The 20,695-nt window shown below is 43.3% G+C and carries 21 protein-coding genes; 14 read left to right on the top strand and 7 right to left on the bottom strand.

Annotated features, from left to right (window positions below; translation table 11 throughout):
• The first annotated feature begins 142 nt into the window (after positions 1-142).
• The 6 genes from ispG (at position 143) to rluF (ending at position 7,197) form a co-directional block, all read left to right on the top strand.
• On the top strand, positions 143-1,264 hold the full coding sequence (gene ispG / locus HFU86_RS12610) for a flavodoxin-dependent (E)-4-hydroxy-3-methylbut-2-enyl-diphosphate synthase (RefSeq protein WP_036949502.1): 1,122 nt from the start codon (positions 143-145) through the stop codon (positions 1,262-1,264).
• Positions 1,265-1,477: 213 nt separating this feature from the next.
• Positions 1,478-2,755 (top strand): histidine--tRNA ligase, encoded by a 1,278-nt coding sequence (gene hisS, locus HFU86_RS12605; RefSeq protein ID WP_132495550.1) that lies wholly within the window; start codon positions 1,478-1,480, stop codon positions 2,753-2,755.
• A 10-nt stretch (positions 2,756-2,765) separates the two neighbouring features.
• Complete coding sequence (locus HFU86_RS12600; RefSeq protein WP_187129374.1) at positions 2,766-3,389, top strand: tetratricopeptide repeat protein; 624 nt, start codon at positions 2,766-2,768, stop codon at positions 3,387-3,389.
• A 21-nt stretch (positions 3,390-3,410) separates the two neighbouring features.
• Positions 3,411-4,583 carry an outer membrane protein assembly factor BamB gene (gene bamB, locus HFU86_RS12595; protein WP_108478542.1) on the top strand — a complete coding sequence of 391 codons (1,173 nt, stop codon included), beginning with the start codon at positions 3,411-3,413 and terminating at the stop codon, positions 4,581-4,583.
• Positions 4,584-4,712: 129 nt separating this feature from the next.
• Positions 4,713-6,191 (top strand): ribosome biogenesis GTPase Der, encoded by a 1,479-nt coding sequence (gene der / locus HFU86_RS12590; protein ID WP_036949510.1) that lies wholly within the window; start codon positions 4,713-4,715, stop codon positions 6,189-6,191.
• A gap of 127 nt (positions 6,192-6,318) precedes the next feature.
• A complete protein-coding gene (rluF, locus tag HFU86_RS12585) occupies positions 6,319-7,197 on the top strand; it encodes a 23S rRNA pseudouridine(2604) synthase RluF (protein ID WP_187129373.1) in 879 nt (292 codons plus the stop codon).
• A gap of 171 nt (positions 7,198-7,368) precedes the next feature.
• Here the strand turns inward: rluF and HFU86_RS12580 are convergent, their stop codons facing one another.
• Entirely contained in the window at positions 7,369-8,499 is a 1,131-nt protein-coding gene (locus HFU86_RS12580; protein WP_132495546.1) for a M4 family metallopeptidase, read from the bottom strand.
• Positions 8,500-8,648: 149 nt separating this feature from the next.
• The gene (hemF, locus tag HFU86_RS12575) at positions 8,649-9,572 is read right to left on the bottom strand and encodes an oxygen-dependent coproporphyrinogen oxidase (protein ID WP_187129372.1); all 924 of its coding nucleotides are present in this window, start codon (positions 9,570-9,572) and stop codon (positions 8,649-8,651) included.
• 136 nt (positions 9,573-9,708) lie between these two features.
• Between hemF and HFU86_RS12570 the strand changes: the two genes are divergently transcribed.
• The 3 genes from HFU86_RS12570 (at position 9,709) to HFU86_RS12560 (ending at position 11,960) form a co-directional block, all read left to right on the top strand.
• The gene (locus tag HFU86_RS12570; protein ID WP_036949558.1) at positions 9,709-10,140 is read left to right on the top strand and encodes a GNAT family acetyltransferase; all 432 of its coding nucleotides are present in this window, start codon (positions 9,709-9,711) and stop codon (positions 10,138-10,140) included.
• Between the two features lie 102 nt (positions 10,141-10,242).
• Positions 10,243-10,827: an RpoE-regulated lipoprotein gene (locus tag HFU86_RS12565; RefSeq protein WP_036949518.1), complete on the top strand. Its 585-nt coding sequence runs from the start codon at positions 10,243-10,245 to the stop codon at positions 10,825-10,827.
• A gap of 236 nt (positions 10,828-11,063) precedes the next feature.
• A complete protein-coding gene (locus HFU86_RS12560) occupies positions 11,064-11,960 on the top strand; it encodes a Dyp-type peroxidase (RefSeq protein ID WP_036949519.1) in 897 nt (298 codons plus the stop codon).
• Positions 11,961-12,010: 50 nt separating this feature from the next.
• Here HFU86_RS12560 and HFU86_RS12555 read toward each other — a convergent pair whose 3' ends face one another.
• Together HFU86_RS12555 and HFU86_RS12550 are read right to left on the bottom strand one after the other, a co-directional pair.
• On the bottom strand, positions 12,011-12,427 hold the full coding sequence (locus tag HFU86_RS12555) for a type II toxin-antitoxin system HicB family antitoxin (RefSeq protein WP_036949521.1): 417 nt from the start codon (positions 12,425-12,427) through the stop codon (positions 12,011-12,013).
• 54 nt (positions 12,428-12,481) lie between these two features.
• Positions 12,482-12,667 (bottom strand): type II toxin-antitoxin system HicA family toxin, encoded by a 186-nt coding sequence (locus HFU86_RS12550; protein ID WP_132495542.1) that lies wholly within the window; start codon positions 12,665-12,667, stop codon positions 12,482-12,484.
• Positions 12,668-12,946: 279 nt separating this feature from the next.
• On the opposite strand from HFU86_RS12550, the gene cysP reads away from it, so the two are divergent.
• The 5 genes from cysP (at position 12,947) to cysM (ending at position 17,716) form a co-directional block, all read left to right on the top strand.
• A complete protein-coding gene (cysP, locus tag HFU86_RS12545) occupies positions 12,947-13,969 on the top strand; it encodes a thiosulfate ABC transporter substrate-binding protein CysP (RefSeq protein ID WP_187129371.1) in 1,023 nt (340 codons plus the stop codon).
• Positions 13,969-14,799: a sulfate/thiosulfate ABC transporter permease CysT gene (gene cysT, locus HFU86_RS12540; protein WP_036949525.1), complete on the top strand. Its 831-nt coding sequence runs from the start codon at positions 13,969-13,971 to the stop codon at positions 14,797-14,799. Before cysP ends, cysT begins: the two co-directional genes overlap by 1 nt.
• Positions 14,799-15,659: a sulfate/thiosulfate ABC transporter permease CysW gene (gene cysW / locus HFU86_RS12535; protein WP_187129370.1), complete on the top strand. Its 861-nt coding sequence runs from the start codon at positions 14,799-14,801 to the stop codon at positions 15,657-15,659. Before cysT ends, cysW begins: the two co-directional genes overlap by 1 nt.
• A gap of 2 nt (positions 15,660-15,661) precedes the next feature.
• Positions 15,662-16,750 (top strand): sulfate/thiosulfate ABC transporter ATP-binding protein CysA, encoded by a 1,089-nt coding sequence (gene cysA, locus HFU86_RS12530; RefSeq protein WP_187129369.1) that lies wholly within the window; start codon positions 15,662-15,664, stop codon positions 16,748-16,750.
• An 81-nt stretch (positions 16,751-16,831) separates the two neighbouring features.
• Positions 16,832-17,716 (top strand): cysteine synthase CysM, encoded by an 885-nt coding sequence (gene cysM / locus HFU86_RS12525; RefSeq protein ID WP_187129368.1) that lies wholly within the window; start codon positions 16,832-16,834, stop codon positions 17,714-17,716.
• 109 nt (positions 17,717-17,825) lie between these two features.
• Here cysM and crr read toward each other — a convergent pair whose 3' ends face one another.
• The 3 genes from crr to ptsH form a co-directional block, all read right to left on the bottom strand.
• Positions 17,826-18,335 carry a PTS glucose transporter subunit IIA gene (crr, locus tag HFU86_RS12520; RefSeq protein WP_006658610.1) on the bottom strand — a complete coding sequence of 170 codons (510 nt, stop codon included), beginning with the start codon at positions 18,333-18,335 and terminating at the stop codon, positions 17,826-17,828.
• Positions 18,336-18,383: 48 nt separating this feature from the next.
• A complete protein-coding gene (ptsI, locus tag HFU86_RS12515) occupies positions 18,384-20,111 on the bottom strand; it encodes a phosphoenolpyruvate-protein phosphotransferase PtsI (protein ID WP_132495534.1) in 1,728 nt (575 codons plus the stop codon).
• A gap of 136 nt (positions 20,112-20,247) precedes the next feature.
• Positions 20,248-20,505 carry a phosphocarrier protein Hpr gene (gene ptsH, locus HFU86_RS12510; protein WP_006658608.1) on the bottom strand — a complete coding sequence of 86 codons (258 nt, stop codon included), beginning with the start codon at positions 20,503-20,505 and terminating at the stop codon, positions 20,248-20,250.
• Positions 20,506-20,695: the final 190 nt, after the last annotated feature.

The following is a 20,695-nucleotide window of genomic DNA, read 5'->3' as shown; positions in this document are numbered from 1 at the left end:
AAACACTCTTTGTGATAGTTTATAGTTTGCTTTCTTGTGTATAGTGGGGCGCGTTAAAGCAATGACCATACACTATGCCATGATATTAAAGAGCGCCATGGTATTAAAATGAGCACATGGATGTTCGGAGAATTAAACAAAAATGCATAACGAATCACCAATCAAAAGACGCAAATCCACCCGTATTTATGTCGGTAATGTTCCTGTTGGCGACGGCGCACCTATCGCTGTTCAATCAATGACCAATACCCGTACAACCGATGTCGAAGCCACTGTTCGCCAAATTAAAGCCCTTGAACGTGTTGGGGTAGATATTGTGCGCGTATCAGTACCCACGATGGATGCCGCAGAAGCCTTTAAATTAATCAAACAGCAAGTTGATGTCCCTCTGGTCGCTGATATTCACTTTGACTACCGTATTGCCTTAAAAGTGGCAGAATATGGTGTTGATTGCTTGCGTATCAACCCGGGAAATATCGGTAGTGAAGAACGAATTCGCCAAGTGGTTGACTGCGCTCGTCATTACAATATTCCTATTCGAATTGGGGTGAATGGCGGCTCGCTGGAAAAAGATATTCAAGAAAAATATGGTGAACCGACACCAGAAGCGTTGGTTGAATCAGCCATGCGCCATGTGGATATTTTGGATAGATTGAACTTTGATCAATTTAAAGTCAGTGTGAAAGCCTCTGATGTATTCCTTGCTGTGGGCTCATATCGTCTGCTCGCTCAAAAAATTGACCAACCACTTCATCTAGGCATTACTGAAGCGGGCGGTGCGCGCTCAGGTTCTGTGAAGTCAGCTATCGGTTTAGGTATGCTGCTCTCTGAAGGTATCGGGGATACACTGCGAATTTCGCTTGCTGCCGATCCTGTTGAAGAAGTGAAAGTAGGCTTTGATATTCTGAAGTCACTGCGTATTCGTTCCCGTGGTATCAACTTTATTGCTTGCCCAACATGTTCACGCCAAGAGTTTGACGTGATTGGCACGGTGAACGCGTTAGAGCAGCGACTTGAAGACATTATCACGCCAATGGATGTGTCTATCATCGGTTGTGTAGTGAACGGTCCGGGTGAAGCTGAAGTGTCTACATTGGGTGTCGCGGGTGCGAAAACCAAGAGCGGATTTTACGAAGATGGTATTCGTCAAAAAGAGCGCTTTGATAATGACAACATTATTGATCAGCTAGAAGCGAAAATTCGAGCCAAAGCGGCAATGCTAGACGAAAGCATGCGAATAAATGTTAATCAGATAGATAAATAATATTTAGAAACTGGCTCATCATGAGTCAGTTTTTTATTTATCACCGTGATTAGCAGTGTTAATCGCGGTCATTTTTTCTTAAAATTACGCCATAGCGACCAAAATCAACAGATAATTCCCGATTCCACGGTGGTTTTGCAGTTTGTTGATTGAACCTGATGACATTTCGCTCTTATAATCGACCTTATGTAATTCTGAAAATAGAGAAATAAAGTGGGAAAAAATATCCAAGCCATCCGAGGCATGAATGACTACTTGCCAGCAGATACTCGAGTGTGGCAAAAAATCGAAGCAACATTGAAGAATATTTTACAGGGTTATGGTTTTAGCGAAATTCGAACCCCGATTGTAGAGCAGACCCCGTTATTTAAACGAGCGATTGGTGAAGTGACTGACGTTGTTGAAAAAGAGATGTATACCTTCAACGACCGTAACGAAGAGAGCCTCACACTGCGCCCAGAAAATACCGCAGGTTGCGTCCGTGCCGGTATTGAGCATGGTTTGCTGTACAATCAGGAACAGCGCTTATGGTATTTAGGGCCAATGTTCCGTTATGAGCGTCCACAGAAAGGTCGCTATCGCCAATTCCATCAGCTAGGTGCTGAGGTGTTTGGTCTGGCAGGTCCTGATATTGATGCGGAAGTGATCTTAATGACTGCGCGCTGGTGGCGTGCACTCGGGATCAGCGAGCATGTCACGCTGGAACTCAACTCAATCGGTTCACTAGAAGCTCGTGCAAACTACCGTGATGCGTTAGTCGCTTTTCTTGAACAGCACAAAGATAAACTGGATGAAGATTGCAAACGTCGTATGTACAGCAATCCTCTGCGTGTACTGGATTCTAAAAACCAAGACGTTCAAGCATTATTAAATGATGCGCCAGCGCTGTTTGATTATCTGGATGCGGAATCTCGCGAACACTTTGATGGTCTGTGCAAATTATTAGATAACGCGGGCATTAAATACCGTGTTAACCAACGCTTGGTGCGTGGTTTAGATTACTATAACCGCACTGTATTTGAGTGGGTGACAACTGCGCTAGGTTCCCAAGGTACGGTCTGTGCGGGTGGTCGTTATGATGGTCTGGTTGAACAACTGGGCGGTCGTGCAACACCAGCGGTTGGCTTTGCAATGGGTATGGAACGCATGGTTCTGCTGGTTCAAGAAGTGAACCCAGAGTTCACCGCAGATACCTCCGTTGCCGATGTGTATCTGGCTTCTTTTGGTGAAAATAGCCAACAAGCTGCATTGTTAGTTGCAGAAAAAGTGCGTGATGAACTGCCAACTCTGCGTTTAATGACTAACCACGGCGGCGGTAACTTTAAGAAGCAGCTCGCGCGTGCCGATAAGCAAGGGGCAAAAATTGCTCTGATCTTAGGTGAAGACGAAATCAATAATAGCCAAGTAACGTTGAAAGATTTACGTACTGGTGAGCAAGAAACTATTTCACAGCAACTAATGGCATCGCGTATCGCCACGCTGTTAGGTTAAGGAGAGACAAGTGGAAGTCTATACAAACGAACAAGATCAAGTTGAGGCGATCAAACGTTTTTTCGCTAACAACGGCGTTGCTTTAGTGGTTGGACTGGTTATTGGTGTTGGTGGTGTATTTGGTTGGAACTATTGGCAATCACACAAGTCGAATGTGTTGCAAGAAAGTGCAGCAAAATACGAGGCCGTCAATACTCAGTTACGTTCAGGTTCAGCTGAAGGCATTCAAGATGCACAAAAATTTGCAGCAGAAACTAACGACGTTTACAGTTCAATGACTGGGCTGGAACTGGCGCAAGTTTTTGCTGATAAAGGCGATTTAGCAGGTGCAGAGAAAGCACTGACTGACGCATTAGCGAAAGCAAAAACCGCTGATTTGCAAGATGTGATTAACCTGCGTTTAGCGCGTATCCAACTTGCACTCGGTAATGCGGATGCTGCTATCGCCTCTGTTGCTAAGATCCAAGGTAAGTCATGGCAAGCTACGGCACAGGATGTCCGTGGGGATGCTTTACTCCATAAGGGTGATAAATCCGGCGCTAAAGCGGCATACACTCAGGGGTTAGAAAGTGAAGGTTCTCAATCACTCAGAGGTATTTTGACTCTGAAATTGAACAACGTATCTAATTCATAAGAAGAAAGGAAACGACACACTATGCAGTTGCGCAAAACTCTTTTGGTAGGCCTGGTTGCTTCAGCTTTACTTGCCGGTTGTTCCAGCGAAACTGATTCTATTGTGATGGCGCCATTACCACAGGTTGAGAATCAATTTACACCTTCTATTGTTTGGGATAAATCCGTCGGTAATGGTGTTGAGCAGTTCTATTCTGAACTTTCTCCTGTGTGGGATGGCTCAGCAATTTATGCTGCGGATCGTAAAGGCTTAGTTAAAGCGCTAGAACTTGATAGCGGTAAAGAACTGTGGTCTGTCGATTTATCAAAACGTACTGGTTTTCTTTCTGCCAATTTATCTGCGTTACTGTCTGGTGGCTTGACCATTTCTGATGACAAAATTTTCATCGGCACTGAGCGTGGTACAGTTATCGCGCTAAATAAAGAAAATGGTGAAGTGTTGTGGGATGTGGAAGTGGCAGGCGAAGCCTTGTCCAAGCCTGTCGTGAGTGGCGACATGGTGGTCATCCACACGAGCAATGGTCAATTACAAGCGCTGGATACAGCGACAGGCGCGATTAAGTGGACAGTGAATATGGATACCCCATCACTGTCATTACGCGGTGAATCTGCGCCTGCGGTTGCATTTGGTGCGGCTATCGTTGGTGGTGATAACGGCCGAGTGAGTGCCGTCCTGCTGTCTCAAGGTCAATTAATTTGGCAACAACGCATCTCTTTAGTCACCAGTTCAACAGAAATTGGTCGTCTGAACGATGTGGATATGACGCCTGTGATTGATGATGGCAAAGTGTACGCAATCGCCTATAACGGCACATTAGCAGCGCTGGATATGCGTTCTGGTCAAATGTTATGGAAGCGTGATTTAGGCTCCATCAATGACATGGTGTTATCGGGCGATAACCTGTATTTAGTTGACCAAACTGACCGAGTACTCGCTGTTCGTAAGAGCGACGGCGTGACATTATGGACTCAAGATCAGTTACTAAACCGTGGATTATCTGCGCCAGAAGTCTATAACGGCTATATTGTTGTGGGTGACAAAGAAGGTTATCTGCACTGGTTAGATACCAGCACAGGTGGCTTTGTGGCTCAAAATAAACTGAACAGTTCAGGGATCCACAGCCGCCCAGTCATTGCGAGTGATAAACTGATGGTTCAGACAAGAAACGGAACAGTTTACCTGTTAACACGTTAATTTTCTGACAAGCAGACAATTTATCGATAAAATAAACGGTTCCTGAATACAGGGGCCGTTTCGTTTTTTTGTTTTCTGAGTTTAGCCTCAGAATTCTATTAGTTAATTAAAGTTGTGAGGCACTGAAGAATGATACCCGTCGTAGCGCTGGTTGGGCGTCCAAACGTAGGAAAATCCACGTTATTTAACCGATTAACCCGTACCCGTGACGCACTTGTAGCGGACTTTCCCGGTCTGACCCGTGATCGTAAATATGGTCGTGCAGAAGTTGAAGGGCACGAATTTATTATTATCGACACTGGTGGTATCGATGGTACTGAAGAGGGTGTAGAAACCCATATGGCGGCTCAGTCGCTTCAAGCGATTGAAGAAGCTGACGTTGTTCTTTTCATGGTAGATGCAAGAGCAGGCTTAATGCCAGCGGATGAAGGCATCGCTAAGCACTTACGCAGCCGCAAGAAAAAAACGTATTTAGTTGCCAACAAAACTGATGGTATTGATGCCAATATCGTTGTTGGTGATTTCTATTCACTGGGTCTTGGGGAAATTTACCCTATTGCTGCCTCTCATGGTCGTGGTGTCACTCAGTTAATTGAACACTCTTTAAAACCTTTTATTGAGGTTGAAGACGAAGAAATCGAACTTACTGACGAAGAAGCGAATGCTGCGTATTGGGCTGAGCTGGAAGCAGAAGGTGAATTCTCCGAAGACGAAGAAGATGATTTTGACCCGAGTACATTGCCAATAAAGCTGGCTATAGTAGGGCGCCCAAATGTGGGCAAATCGACCCTAACTAACCGTATTCTCGGTGAAGACCGTGTGGTCGTCTTTGATATGCCGGGTACCACCCGTGACAGTATTTATATCCCAATGGAGCGTGATGAGCGTGAATATATTCTCATCGATACCGCTGGGGTGCGTAAGCGCGGTAAAGTGACTGAAACTGTAGAGAAATTCTCAGTGATCAAAACGCTGCAAGCGATTGAAGATGCTAACGTGGTCTTGCTGGTTATCGATGCTCGCGAAGGTATCTCTGACCAAGATTTATCGTTACTAGGATTCATTTTGAACGCAGGCCGTTCATTAGTGATTGCAGTGAATAAATGGGATGGCATGAAGCCTGAAGATCGCGAGCATGTCAAAGATATGCTGGAACTGCGTCTTGGCTTTGTAGATTTTGCCCGTATTCACTTTATCTCTGCGCTACATGGTAGCGGCGTGGGTAACTTGTTTGAATCTGTGCAAGAAGCGTATGAATCAGCGACTCGCCGGGTTGGTACTGCACTGTTAACACGTATTATGAAAATGGCGGAAGATGAACATCAGCCACCATTGATCCGTGGTCGCCGCGTGAAGATGAAATACGCGCATGCTGGTGGTCATAACCCACCAATCGTTGTGATCCACGGTAACCAAGTTTCTGATTTACCAGATAGCTATAAACGTTATTTAATGAACTATTTCCGTCGTTCATTAAATGTAATGGGAACGCCAATTCGTATTCTGTTTAAAGAGGGTGAAAACCCATATGCAGATAAGAAAAATAAACTGACGCCAACCCAGTTACGTAAACGTAAGCGTCTGATGCAGCACTTGAAAAAACGCTAATCGCCAACTGTTAGCGCGATAAACAGACTAAAGCCGTAACCCAATTAGGTTGTTACGGCTTTTTACTATTATTTATTAGCTCGCCACAGCCCTAAAATTTAAGTTGTTTTAATGACTGAGGAAAACCATGGAAATCAATTCAACCACACGCCTGAATAAATACATTAGCGAGAGCGGTATCTGCTCTAGACGTGAGGCTGATCGTTATATCGAGCAAGGCAATGTGTTCATTAACGGTAAACGTGCAGGCATTGGCGACCAAGTTTCCGCGGGAGACGTGGTCAAGGTCAATGGTCAGTTAATTGAACCGCGCAATGAAGAAGATTTAGTCTTGATCGCGTTGAATAAGCCTGTTGGGATTGTCAGTACCACCGAAAGTGGCGAAAAAGATAATATTGTGGACTATGTGAATCACAGTACCCGTATTTTCCCTATTGGTCGTTTAGATAAAGATTCCCAAGGATTGATCTTCCTGACGAACCACGGCGACTTAGTGAATAAAATCTTACGTGCAGGTAATGATCACGAGAAAGAGTACATTGTCACTGTGAACAAGCCTGTGACCGATGAATTTATTCGTGGCATGGGCGCGGGGGTACCAATTCTCGGTACCATGACGAAGAAATGTAAAGTCAAAAAAGAGGCTCCGTTTGTTTTCCGTATTACGCTGGTTCAGGGGTTAAATCGCCAAATTCGTCGTATGACCGAACATTTTGGTTACGAAGTTACGAAGTTAGAACGCGTGCGGATTATGAATGTGAGGCTCACGGGCATTCCTGTGGGGGAGTGGCGCGACTTAACCGATGATGAGCTTATCGAGTTGTTTAATTTGATTGAAAAATCAGAGTCCGATGTTAAACCTAAAAAAGCGGCAAAACCTCAAGCGCGTAGCAGTAGCGGGAAAGCAGTAGAAAAACAAGGTGCGGGTAGCAAAAAGCCGAAAGCTAATGCAGAACCACCGAAAAAGAAATTTACCCAGCCAGGACGTAAAAAGAAAAAACGTTAATTGGGCAAGAATGAAGCAAAAGATATTGAAGTGAGAAAAGGCTGAGGATGAGTGACCTAAAACTCATGTGTACTTGGCCTTTTTATTATGATTTTCGATCAAAGTTTTAGATAAAAGTCAGCCTCTTTGTGGGCCGACAAGGGCGTAATAAGTACTTATTACACTTCATTTTTATTGAACACGTAACCCAACATCTAGCCAGCATTGGCGAGTTGCCAATTCAATTTGATCACCAAACAGATTTTTTGCTGAACGAATTGTTGCCTGAGCAAATTCAATAAATGTCGCCGTATTCGAGACGCTCGGATCTGACACCGCTGCAACCCAGATTTTCCCTGCTATTTCCCAAGAATAACCACCTATTTTTGTTGCCAGTAAATAGAAGGCTTTGTTTGGAATACCTGAGTTAATATGCACACCGCCATTATCGACATAGCGAGGTAAATCGCGATATTGATCCATATGTCCCACTTGTGGGTCATTATTTGATTTAGTGAAATAGTATGCTGTACCCGGATTTTTCATTGAACGTAATGCAGGTCCCTTTCTCTTATCAATAAATAAGTTTTCGCCCAGTAACCAGTTGGACTGTGTCGCAGTTTGCTTTTGAACATATTGCTTCACCATGATGCCTAATACGTCAGCAACAGATTCATTTAACGCACCGGATTGATCGACATAGTCAAAATCAGCTTGTGAGCTAATGTATCCATGAGCGAGTTCGTGAGCGATTATGTCAATATCGTTGTAGAACGGGCCAAAAATAGTTCCATCACCATCCCCAAAGAAAATAGCTTGAGAATTCCAAAATGCATTGGAATAGTTTTTGTCATAATGGATAACCGCATTGATATCAGCATCACAACCAAACATTTGATCAATATTGAGTTTCTCCTTAAGGAATGAGCGGATCAATCCAATAGCAGCGAACACGCGATGTGCTGGTTCAGTCGGTGCCACTTTATCTTCTTCTCGCATAATAACGGCGAAATCGTTATGCGCCATATGCTCATCAGCTGGCATTTCTTCGCGGCGACAAATAGGTAGGCTAGAGTGGTTGTGAGTGTAATTTTCTACACGTTGTTGGGCATCACGGATCACTCGGTTGTAGGTGCCGCCGGCGATGCTACAAGTGCTAGCCAGTAATTGACGTTGATAGTTCGCATCTTCTTCTGTGTAAGTGCGGCTCATGATGTCATTGATATGAAATAAGGTTGATTTTAAATCATTGCATTGGCTTTCTTGATAGAAGTGAGAGATTAAGCTAGGTGATAATAGTGAACGACCAAGTATCTGATTCATTTATAACTCCATTTTGTTTGACGAAATGGAATCATAAACGGTTGTGATTTTATTGTAACTACATGATAATTAAGCAATTAAATCAATATCTGCTAATTTTTATTATCAAAACTAGCAGATAGAAATCTGATTAATTACAGAAGTTTGTACTATTTATTGTGTGTGAGCCAATCTTTACCAGTGATCAAAAAGTCGGTATACAGCTTAGCTTCTGGGCTACCGGCTTCTGGATGGTAGTCATATTCCCAACGTACTAATGGCGGCATAGACATCAAAATGGACTCTGTGCGCCCGCCACTTTGCAAGCCAAAGAGTGTGCCTCTATCCCAAACAAGGTTAAATTCTACATAGCGTCCGCGACGATAAAGTTGGAATTGGCGTTCACGCTCACCCCATGGGATTTCTCGACGTTTTTCGACAATGGGTACATAAGCTTGTAAAAAGCCATTGCCGACATCTTGCGTGAATGCAAAACAAGACTCAAAGTCCCATCGGTTAAGGTCATCGTAAAATAATCCGCCGATGCCACGAGGCTCATTGCGATGTTTTAAGAAGAAATAGTCATCACACCACTGCTTGTATTTAGGGTAAACCTCTGTTCCGTAAGGCGTACAAAGTTCATTAGCGACGGTATGCCAATGGACAGCATCCTCTTCAAATCCATAATAGGGGGTCAAATCGAAACCACCACCAAACCACCACACGGGATCGGCGCCTTCTTTTTCAGCAATGAAAAAGCGCACATTGGCATGTGTGGTCGGTACATAAGGGTTGAGAGGGTGGATAACTAATGAAACGCCCATGGCTTGGTAGCTACGTCCTGCTAACTCAGGGCGATGTGCTGTCGCTGAAGCAGGCATTTTTTCACCTTTGATATGTGAGAAATTCACGCCAGCTTGTTCAAAAAGCGCGCCGTGGGTTAACACTCGGCTGCGCCCACCACCGCCTTCAGCACGTTCCCAAGTTTGTTCAAGGAAGGTTTCTTTGCCATCTAATTCTGTGATTTTTTGGCAGATGGTATCTTGCAAGCTTTGCAAATAGGCTTTTATGCGTTCAATATCTGGGTAATTCATTGTTTTTTAATAGAACCGTCGGGAGAAATAAATTGGGTAAAGTATACCCCGTTGAGGTAAAAAAGGCATATTGATTATTGATTGTGTATCAAAAGCAGTGATAATGGCAGACAGTTTAGCTCAAACGGACAAGATGATGGAAATACGCATATTTCGCCAAAATGATTATGAAGAGGTGCTTACGCTGTGGGAACGCTGTCAATTGAATGAAATTTCAGGTGATCCTGAATTAGATATTGAGCGTAAACTACAGTGCGGCGCCGATCTTTTCCTTGTCGCCGAGGTATCGGGTGAAGTGGTCGGAACCATTATGGGGGGCTACGATGGAATTCGTGGTACCGCTGTGTATTTAGCCGTACATCCTGAATTTCGCGGGCGCGGTATTGCTAATGCGTTAGTGAGTCGTTTAGAGAAAAAATTGATTGCCCGTGGTTGTGGCAGAATCGAATTGTTGGTCAACGAAGAGTCTGATTCGGCAATCTGCATGTTTGAAAAAATGTTATATGAAGAAGAGCAAGCTGAGCGTTTGATCTATTCAAAAAGATTGACTCACGAAGTGGATTTCTAAACTGCCGGTGATTATTTTCTTGAAGGTTTGGCTAAATAGCGTGAATCTTTTATGAAATGGACGGTCTCAGTATGCATTATATGACCCGCTAAAGAGGATGATATGTCCCAAAACGTATTCGTAACCCTATTTAAAGTTTCTCTACTTGGTGGCGCGGTGATGCTATCGGGTTGTGCTGGTAAAAGCCTATTTTCACCATCCACATGGTTTCATAGCCCTCTGATGATTTCAGAAGCGGGCGTGGGGGCAATCACAAGTCTGACCCCAATGGAGCGTGATGTGATTAATAATCAACTTGATGACCGCTATGCCGTACGTGGTGGCATGCAGCTTGAAAATGGAGAAATGGTTTCGGTGTTTCAAGCCATGAAAGATTTAGACGTTGAAGTCGAAGTCTTTGGTCCTGAAAAAGGCACCGTATCTCGTATTGTCGTGAATGATCCTGATATGCTCACTGAATGGGATACTCAAATTGGTACTGAGTTTAGCGACATTTACCAGAAGGCCTACGGATCATGTTCTTTAGGGGAAGCGGTTGATAATGTACCGACGGTACTGTGTGTTGCACCGCAAAGTAGCAAAGTGGTTTATAAATTCAGCGGAAAATGGCAAGGTCCTGAGAATTTAATGCCGGCCGATGAAGTGTTGAAAACATGGAAAGTGTCGCAAATTATTTGGCATAAATAAGTTACTTAGCTAAAATTTTGGACAAAAGGCCGTAAGTTATTCGATTTAATAGGCAATAACTTACGGTTATAATCTACTGATAATATTGCTATTTATTCTTTTCTCTCGTCAGACCCTTCTAATATTTCCTAGACTGGCCAACTCTTGCGTTAAAACAAGGTGAAAATCATTATTAATGCGATAAACTAATTTAAAGTATAGGTTTGTGTAATTTATTCATTCTAAGGGGTTTATGCATGTCTCATTCCCAAAGTGGTATTTTGAAGGAACATAGTCGTTTTGGTATTTTTATTGAAGCCATGGTGACCGGGTCGCTCGAAGAGGTGAAATCAGGGTGCAAGATTTTTGTTGATGAATTAACCAAACTACAAGCAAAATTCCCTGATGATCGTCTTGGTGCAGTGATTGCATTTGGTTCAGATGTTTGGAAGCAGCTCGGACACTCCGCTGTTTCACCAGAATTAAAGCCATTTCGCACGCTCGGCAAAGGACTAGCGCCTGCGACTCAGCGCGATATGTTTATTCATATTCAATCATTACGTCATGATATTAACTTTTCTCTGGCGCAAGCCGCGCTAAAAGCATTTGGTTCATCCATTGAAGTGGTTGAAGAAATTCATGGTTTCCGTTGGGTTGAAGATAGAGATTTAAGCGGTTTCATTGATGGTACAGAAAACCCTCAAGGCGAAGAAATTGCTGAAGTGACGTTGATTAATCAAGGCGATGACATTGGTGGTAGCTATGTCATGGTACAACGCTATGAGCATGACCTGAAAAAATGGTCTCGCTTCTCTGAGCATGAACAAGAGAAAATGATTGGTCGTACTAAACACGATAGCGTTGAATTAGACGAAGATGCACGTAATAAAACATCTCACGTTTCTCGCGTAGTGATTGAAGAAGAGGGCGAAGAGCTCTCTGTGATGCGCCATAGCCTGCCATACGGCACAGCAAGCGGTAAACATGGTTTATTCTTTATTGCCTACTGCGCAACCATCCATAATATTGAACAACAATTACTGAGCATGTTTGGTGAAACTGATGGTAAATATGATGATCTGCTGCGTATGACGAAAGCCGTTTCTGGTAGCTATTATTACGCGCCATCAATTGAAAGATTATTATCCCTATAATCTTATCGAGACAATTCAAGCTGTCGCAGATAGCGGCAGCTTGAAAGTGTTTACTGATCGGTTTTTTGGAGTTCTTTACGTGCTGCGGCAGCAATGAATCCACTACGGCTTCCATACTCGGGATTGGCTTTAACTAGCGTATCAATACGATGCAGTAAGCGATGAGGTAGCGTAATATTAATCCTTTCTGCACGTCCATCATATTTATCCATGTCGATATCAACGAATAACCAAAGACCATTTTGATATTCATCTTTTGTACGATTTAGATGCTCTTGCTGAGATTTTGGCTCAGGAATTTCAAACCCTTTTTCACTTAATAATTCAAAGTGGGCATCGAGTGCTGATTTTGCATCAGTGTAAGCATTTTCAATATTGTCGCCAGCAAAAGTACAACCTTCAATATCTGGAAACCAACCACTCGCACTACCATCATGATCAATTTCAATAAAGGCTGGGTATAGCATGTTTTGTCTCCATAAAGATAACGCTCGGAGCGTGTTAAAAGAGCACGTCTTTAATTAATGTTTCAGTTTAGCCGCTTTAAGGATTTGATTAAGTGTACCTATCTTTAAATCCTTTCGAGGATGCGGGACTGTGATAACAATTGAAAAGTCTGGATGAGAAAATTGGTGATGACTCCCTTTAACTCGCTCTAATTTCCATCCATTATTTTCTAACATATTTATCAGCTCCGAACTTTTCAAGATCCCTCCATCTCGTTAACTGACATACACACGGTACACACTATAATTGGGTTTGGCAAGTATGCATGTTTATTCTTAACGTTTTATTCTAGGCTTAAATGAACCTTCCTCATTACATTAACGTCTTAAATTTCCTATGAATTATATGGCTTATTGCTATAACCTCTTTGTTATTCCAACTTGATATATCAAAAGATGATTGATAACTACAAAGTTATAACCAAAACATATACATTGTTTTTTAGATTATGTTTGGGTTTAGTCACGAGTAGGGATCATATGAAAAAATCAATTTTTAAAAATACAGGCTTAGCGAGTTTGGCGATGTTCTCGTTAATGAGTAGCGCATCCCTGACGGCGGCTGAATTACTGAATAGTTCCTATGATATTTCAAGAGAGCTATTTGCGGCGTTAAACCCTGAATTTGAAAAACAGTGGGCGCAGAAAAACCCTAATGATCCACTGACAATCAAGCAGTCTCACGCGGGCTCATCAAAGCAAGCGCTGGCCATTTTGCAAGGGTTAAAAGCGGATGTGGTGACGTTTAACCAAGTGACCGATGTGCAAATTCTTCATGATAAGGGGCAATTAATCCCGGCAGATTGGCAAGCGCGTTTACCGAATAATAGCTCCCCTTATTATTCGACAATGGCGTTTTTAGTTCGTAAGGACAATCCGAAAGGCATTAAAACGTGGGACGACCTTGCACGCAGTGACGTGAAACTGGTATTTCCAAATCCCAAAACGTCGGGAAATGGTCGCTATACTTACCTTGCCGCATGGGGAGCATTTAACCAAGAAAATGGTAAAGATAGCCCTAAAACACGCGAAAAAATGCAGCAATTCCTGAAAAACGTTGAAGTGTTTGATACGGGCGGTCGTGGTGCAACAACCTCATTTATCGAGCGAGGGTTAGGGGATGTTTTAATTAGCTTTGAGTCTGAAGTGAATAACATCCGTAGCCAATATGGCGAATCCGACTACGAAGTGATTGTGCCTCCGGTCGATATTTTGGCGGAATTCCCAGTCGCGTGGATTGACAAAAATGTGCAAAAAAATGGCACAGAAAAAGCGGCAAAAGCCTACTTAAATTACCTCTATACCCCCGAGGCACAAAATATTATTACTCGCTTTAATTACCGCGTGAATGACAAACAGGTGATGGAAGCGAATAAAAGCAAATTCCCGTCAACTCAGCTGTTTACGGTGGAATCACAATTTGGCAACTGGAACAATGTGATGAATGACCACTTTTCGACGGGCGGGGAATTTGATCAACTTATGGAACAAGGTCGTCGTTAATGCGTAAATCAGGAAAGCGGTTTTTACCCGGTTTCGGACTGACGTTAGGCAGCAGCTTGTTTTTCGTCTGTTTGATTTTGTTATTGCCTTTAAGCGCTCTCGTGGTGCAGCTTTCCGATATGACATGGCAGCAGTATTGGGCTGTGATCAGTTACCCTCAAGTGGTTGCTGCTTATAAAGTAACTTTATTGGCGGCTCTGGTCGCAAGCCTATTTAATGCGGTTTTTGGCATGTTGCTGGCATGGATTTTAACGCGTTATCGCTTTCCTGGTCGCTTGTTCCTAGATGGATTGGTGGATTTGCCTTTCGCGCTTCCTACGGCGGTCGCTGGGCTGACTCTTGCGACCTTATTTGCCACATCGGGCTGGTATGGACAGTATCTGCATCAGTTCGATATCAAAGTGGTAAATACTTGGTTAGGTATCGCCGTCGCGATGGCTTTTACCAGCATTCCTTTTGTGGTCAGAACGGTTCAGCCTGTACTGGAAGAGTTAGGACCTGAATACGAAGAAGCTGCACAAACGCTAGGTGCAACACGCTGGCAAACGTTCCGCCGTGTTGTATTACCTGAAGTTTCTCCTGCACTAATAGCGGGAACCGTTTTATCTTTTACACGCAGCCTTGGTGAATTTGGGGCGATTATTTTTATCGCCGGAAACATTGCGTGGCAAACGGAGGTGGTCTCCTTAATGATTTTCAGCCAATTGCAGCAGTTTGATTACCCTGCCGCTAGTGCGATTGCCTCGGTAATTTTAGCGGTATCACTGCTTCTTTTATTCACGGTGAATGTAATCCAAAGCCGCTTTGGTAAACGCTTAGGAGGGCATTAATGGGACAAGTCTCACCATTTCCAGTCACTCAACGCAGAAATATCAACTGGGGAAAATGGGCTCTTATTGGAATTGGGCTATTTTTCTCGGTATTGCTGCTGGTGGTGCCGATTATCTGGATTTTTATCACCGCATTTGAAAAGGGGTTGGGTGAAGTCCTCGTTAACTTAAGCAACCCTGATATGCTCCATGCCATCGGATTAACGATTCTTATCGCGTTGATCACAGTGCCTGTTAACTTGGTTTTTGGCGTGATGTTGGCATGGTTGGTGACGCGTTTTCAGTTTCCAGGGCGCCAGTTGTTATTGACCTTAGTTGATATTCCTTTTGCGGTTTCGCCGGTCGTGGCTGGGCTACTCTATTTACTCTTTTACGGTTCGAATAGTTGGTTTGGTGGTTGGTTAGAAGGCTTTGATATTCAGGTGATGTTTTCATGGCCGGGAATGGCGTTAGTGACTATTTTTGTGACATGCCCATTTGTCGTCAGGGAGTTAGTGCCATTGATGCTAAGTCAGGGAAGCCAAGAGGACGAAGCTGCAACATTATTGGGTGCGTCAGGTTGGAAAATGTTTTGGCGAGTCACTCTGCCGAATATTCGCTGGGCGCTGCTTTATGGCGTGGTATTAACCAATGCGCGTGCCATTGGCGAATTTGGTGCGGTGTCTGTGGTATCGGGCGCTATTCGTGGTGAAACTTACACATTGCCTCTGCAAGTTGAGTTGCTTCATCAAGATTACAATACGGTAGGTGCGTTCACGGCTGCGGCTATTTTAGCGTTATTAGCGATTATTACCTTGATTGTGAAAAGTGCTTTGCAATGGCATTTAAGTCGGCAGCAAACTGAGTCAGGAGTCCATTAATTATGAGTATTGAAATTAATCATGTTGGTAAATTGTTTGGTAAAACATCAGTGCTGAACAATATCTCATTGGATATCGGCTCAGGGGAAATGGTGGCATTATTGGGGCCATCTGGCTCTGGGAAAACCACCTTGTTGCGGATTATTGCGGGGCTAGAGCAACAAAGCCACGGTTCGTTACGTTTCCATGGTCAAGATGTGAGCCAAGTTCATGCGAAAGATAGACATGTCGGTTTCGTGTTCCAGCATTATGCGCTATTTCGCCATATGACGGTATTCGAGAATGTGGCGTTTGGTCTGACGGTATTACCTCGAAAACAGCGACCCTCAAAAGCAGCGATTAAGCAAAAAGCAATGGCGCTGCTTGAGATGGTGCAATTAGCCCATTTGGCTGAGCGTTTTCCTTCTCAGCTTTCTGGAGGACAAAAACAGCGGGTAGCATTAGCAAGAGCATTAGCGGTAGAGCCGCAAATTTTGCTGTTAGACGAACCGTTTGGTGCACTAGACGCGCAAGTGCGTATTGAATTACGTCGTTGGTTGCGTCAGCTTCATGAAGAGTTGAAATTCACGAGTGTATTCGTGACTCATGACCAAGAGGAAGCGATGGAAGTTGCAGATCGCATAGTCGTGATGAGCCAAGGGCATATTGAACAAGTCGGTACTCCAAATGAAATTTGGCAATCACCGGAAACGCGTTTTGTGCTTGAATTCATGGGGGAGGTTAACAAAATCCCTGGACAGATCCGCGGTTCACAGTTGCAGATAGCGAACTTTACCTTCCCACTCGCGCAGATTAGTGCTCAGCAAGGGGAGGTTGATGTGTTTATTCGCCCTTGGGATATTCGTTTGCAGAAAGAAAGGGATGAACAACACCAATTGCCAGTAAGGATCATTGAATCAGGCCCTCGCGGCCATTTTTGGCAATTAACGGTACAACCTTTAGACTGGAGTGAGGAAACCTTATCCGTGGTATGGCAGGATGCGCGTACTGTTCCTACAAGGGGTGAAAATTACTATCTCGGCAGCCAACAAACACAAATTTATCAGGGTAAAGAGCCATTATTTTTCCCCTCTCTAGCTAAAAGCGCGTAGATTAATAAGGGATGATTGATTTTAGAATTAATTGTTAATTATATTATCAATCAATAAAAAATTATTATAAGGAAAAACACAGTGTCAACGTTGGAACAGTTTATTGGTCATACGCCGTTGGTTCGCTTGCAACGTCTAACGGAAGGTTTGGATGCTGAAATCTGGGTAAAGCTTGAAGGAAATAACCCTGCCGGTTCAGTAAAAGATAGAGCAGCATTTTCGATGATCAACGAAGCCGAAAAACGCGGGGAGATCAAACCGGGAGATACGCTTATTGAAGCCACCAGTGGCAATACAGGGATCGCTTTAGCGATGATTGCTGCGGTGAAAGGTTACAAACTGAAGCTGTTAATGCCGGATAACATGAGCCAAGAGCGTAAAGCGTCTATGCAAGCTTATGGTGCAGAACTTATTTTAGTGAGTACGACAGTAGGAATGGAAGGGGCGAGGGACTTAGCTCAAGAGATGGCTAAGCGAGGCGAAGGGAAGGTTTTAGACCAATTTAATAACCCTGATAATCCTTTAGCCCATTTTAAAACTACAGGACCCGAGATCTGGCAACAAACAGCAGGGCGAATTACCCATTTTGTGTCCAGTATGGGGACAACAGGCACCATCACTGGCGTGAGTCGCTACTTAAAAAGCCAATCACAAAATGTGGAAATTGTGGGCTTACAACCCGCTGAAAAGAGTCAAATTCCAGGGATTCGCCGTTGGTCTCCAGAATATTTACCGGGGATTTTTGACAGCGAATTAGTGGATACTGTACTCGATATTAATCAGCAAGAAGCTGAAGATACGATGCGCGCTTTAGCAAAACGTGAAGGTATTTTCTGTGGTGTAAGTTCGGGCGGAGCGGTAGCGGGTGCGTTGCGTGTAGCAAAAGAGAACCCTCATGCGGTGATTGTGGCGATTATTTGTGACCGTGGTGATCGCTATTTGTCGACAGGTGTTTTTGATAAGTAAACGTTTTTTGATAAATCAACGACTAGAAAATAGAACCCAACAAAAAACCACCAGGGCAAAAATGTCGCTGGTGGTTTGTTATTAAGCTGCTTTTTAAGGTTTAGCGCAATTATTTCTTAATACGCATAATGACTGTTTCACCCACAGTCACGGTACCGCTTAATTTATTCAGCTCTTTGATCTCGTCCATGTTTGAAATAACAACTGGAGTCAGAACTGATTTTGCTTTTTCTTCTAACAGGGCTAAGTCAAACTCAATGACAACGTCGCCTTTTTTCACAGATTGACCTTCTTCTGCGATACGTTTAAAGCCTTCGCCTTTGAGTTCAACAGTATCAATACCGAAGTGAACAAACAGTTCGATACCATCATCAGATTCAATAGAAAACGCATGGTTAGTTTCAAAGATTTTACCGATTGTACCATCAACCGGAGCCACAATTTTGTTGCCAGAAGGCTTGATAGCAATACCGTCACCAACAATTTTTTCTGCGAACACAACGTCTGGTACATCTTCAATATTGACTATCTCGCCTGATAATGGCGCGATGATTTCAATATTGCCACTGCTACTCTTGTCTTCCGAAACTAGTGATTTCAGTTTGTCAAACAGACCCATGGACCTTCTCCTAATCGTTTTATATGGGACCGAACTAATGTGCTGCTGTTAGCATAACGTTTTTTCTTGGATAAAGGTATCGACAAGTTTCATCAATTCATCGGCTGTTGGTTGAGCAAGTGCTTGTTCCGCTAGCGCTTGAGTATCTGCAAAATTCGCATTACGAATAAGCTTTTTGATACGAGGAATTGAGATTGCGCTCATACTAAATTCGTCCAGCCCCATGCCTAACAGCAATAAGGTCGCACGTTCATCACCTGCTAATTCACCACACATACCCGTCCATTTACCTTCCGCGTGAGAAGCGTCGATCACTTGTTTAATCAAGTTCAAGACGGCTGGAGACATCGGATTATAAAGGTGTGAAATCAGCTCATTACCACGGTCAACCGCTAAAGTGTATTGAGTGAGATCATTCGTCCCAATACTAAAGAAATCAACTTCCTTCGCCAAATGATGTGCAATGACTGCCGCAGCTGGCGTTTCCACCATAATACCGACTTCAATCGCTTCATCAAAGGCTTTGCCTTCTTCTCGTAGCTGCTCTTTAAGCATCTCAAGTTCTGCTTTCAGTTCTCGAACTTCTTCGACAGAAATAACCATCGGGAACATGATACGCAGTTTACCAAATTTAGACGCCCTTAAAATAGCTCTTAATTGAGAGTGTAGAATTTCTTTGCGGTCAAGACAAATACGAATTGCACGCCAGCCAAGGAATGGGTTCTCTTCCTTCGGTAAGTTCATGTAAGGTAAGTCTTTATCACCACCAATATCCATTGTACGTACAATCACTGCTTGGCTGCCCATGGCTTCTGCTACAGCTTTATACGCTTGGAATTGCTCTTCTTCTGTTGGCAGAGCGTCTCTGTCCATAAATAAGAATTCAGTGCGGTATAGACCTACACCTTCTGCGCCATTACGCTCAGCACCTGCGACATCACGCACAGTACCGATGTTTGCACAGACTTCAACTTGATGACCGTCTAAGGTCATTGCCGGTAAATCTTTTAATTTCGCTAGCTCTTCTTTTTCTTGTAGATATTCATTTCTGAAGGCTTTCAGCTTATCAATTTCGCTTTCAGATGGATTGAGGTAAATGGTGTTGTTCACGCCATCTAATACAATAAAATCACCGCTTTTCACTTTGCTGGTCGCATCGGTGGTACCGACAATCGCAGGAATTTCCAGTGAACGAGCCATGATAGAGGTATGGGAAGTACGACCACCGAGGTCAGTGATAAAACCTAATACTTTGTCTAAGTTTAACTGAGCGGTTTCGGATGGAGTCAAATCAGGGGCAACTAAAATAACTTCTTCGGTGATTGCGCTTAAATCCACAATCGGCATATTAAGAATATTTCTGAGCAGGCGTTTGCCAATGTCACGTACGTCAGCGGCACGCTCTTTCAGGTATTCGTCATCTAATGCTTCTAATGCTTGAGCTTGGTCTTCAATGACTGAGTAAACCGCCGCATCTGCGGTTTTTTTATCGCCTTTGATGAGAGAGACAATTTCTTGCTCTAATTCTTCATCTTCCAGCAGCATGATATGACCTTCAAAAATCTCAGCTTTTTCCGCACCAAGATTTTTTTCTGCTTTATCTTTGATAAGGCTAAGCTGCTCAGCTGATTTGTTACGTCCATCAATGAAGTTTTGGATCTCTTTATCAATTTGCTCGTCAGTGATTTTACGGGTGCTGACAACAATAGGATCTTCTTTGAGGATGAGAGCCTGACCAAAAGCAAAACCTGGGGATACTAAAATTCCTGAAATCATAATATTACCTTACTACTGATAGGAGATTTGATGTTGCAGAGACAACAGTAGATATAAGTGATTAAGCAGGTGTCCCCGAATAATTTATTCAGGGACAGGGAATTATTACGTTAAAACAAGATGGCAAAGTGAAACGTTATTCTAATTCGCCCATCAGTTTAACTAAAAATTCAACTGCTTGTTGTTCATCTTCACCTTCAGCAGAAATGGTGACTACGGTGCCTTGGGTTAAACCTAATGTTTGCAGTTTGAACAGGCTTTTTGCGCTAGCTGATTTGCCGCCTGAACTCAGAGTAATATCTGAAGTGAATGCTTTTGCTTCTTTAACGAATTGAGCCGCAGGACGAGTATGTAAACCGTTAGGTGCTGTAATAGTAACTTCTTGCTGGAACATAATATTTCCTCAGTGATTTTAAGTTTTTTATGATGACACAGCCTATTGTAGATGAAATATGCTGAGCATGCGTATAATTTAGATTATCAACGATTCATTTGGTTTTCTACTTTGTTTGGTATCAACCAAATTATCATTTATTTAGTTTAAATTTCACACAACGCTTTTAGTGGGTATTTTGCCATTCAAT

Source organism: Providencia sp. JUb39, from assembly GCF_012272845.1.
Classification (GTDB): Bacteria; Pseudomonadota; Gammaproteobacteria; order Enterobacterales; family Enterobacteriaceae; genus Providencia; species Providencia lanzhouensis.
Note: the sequence above shows the minus strand (reverse complement) of the source record. Positions and strands in the feature narration are given on the sequence as shown.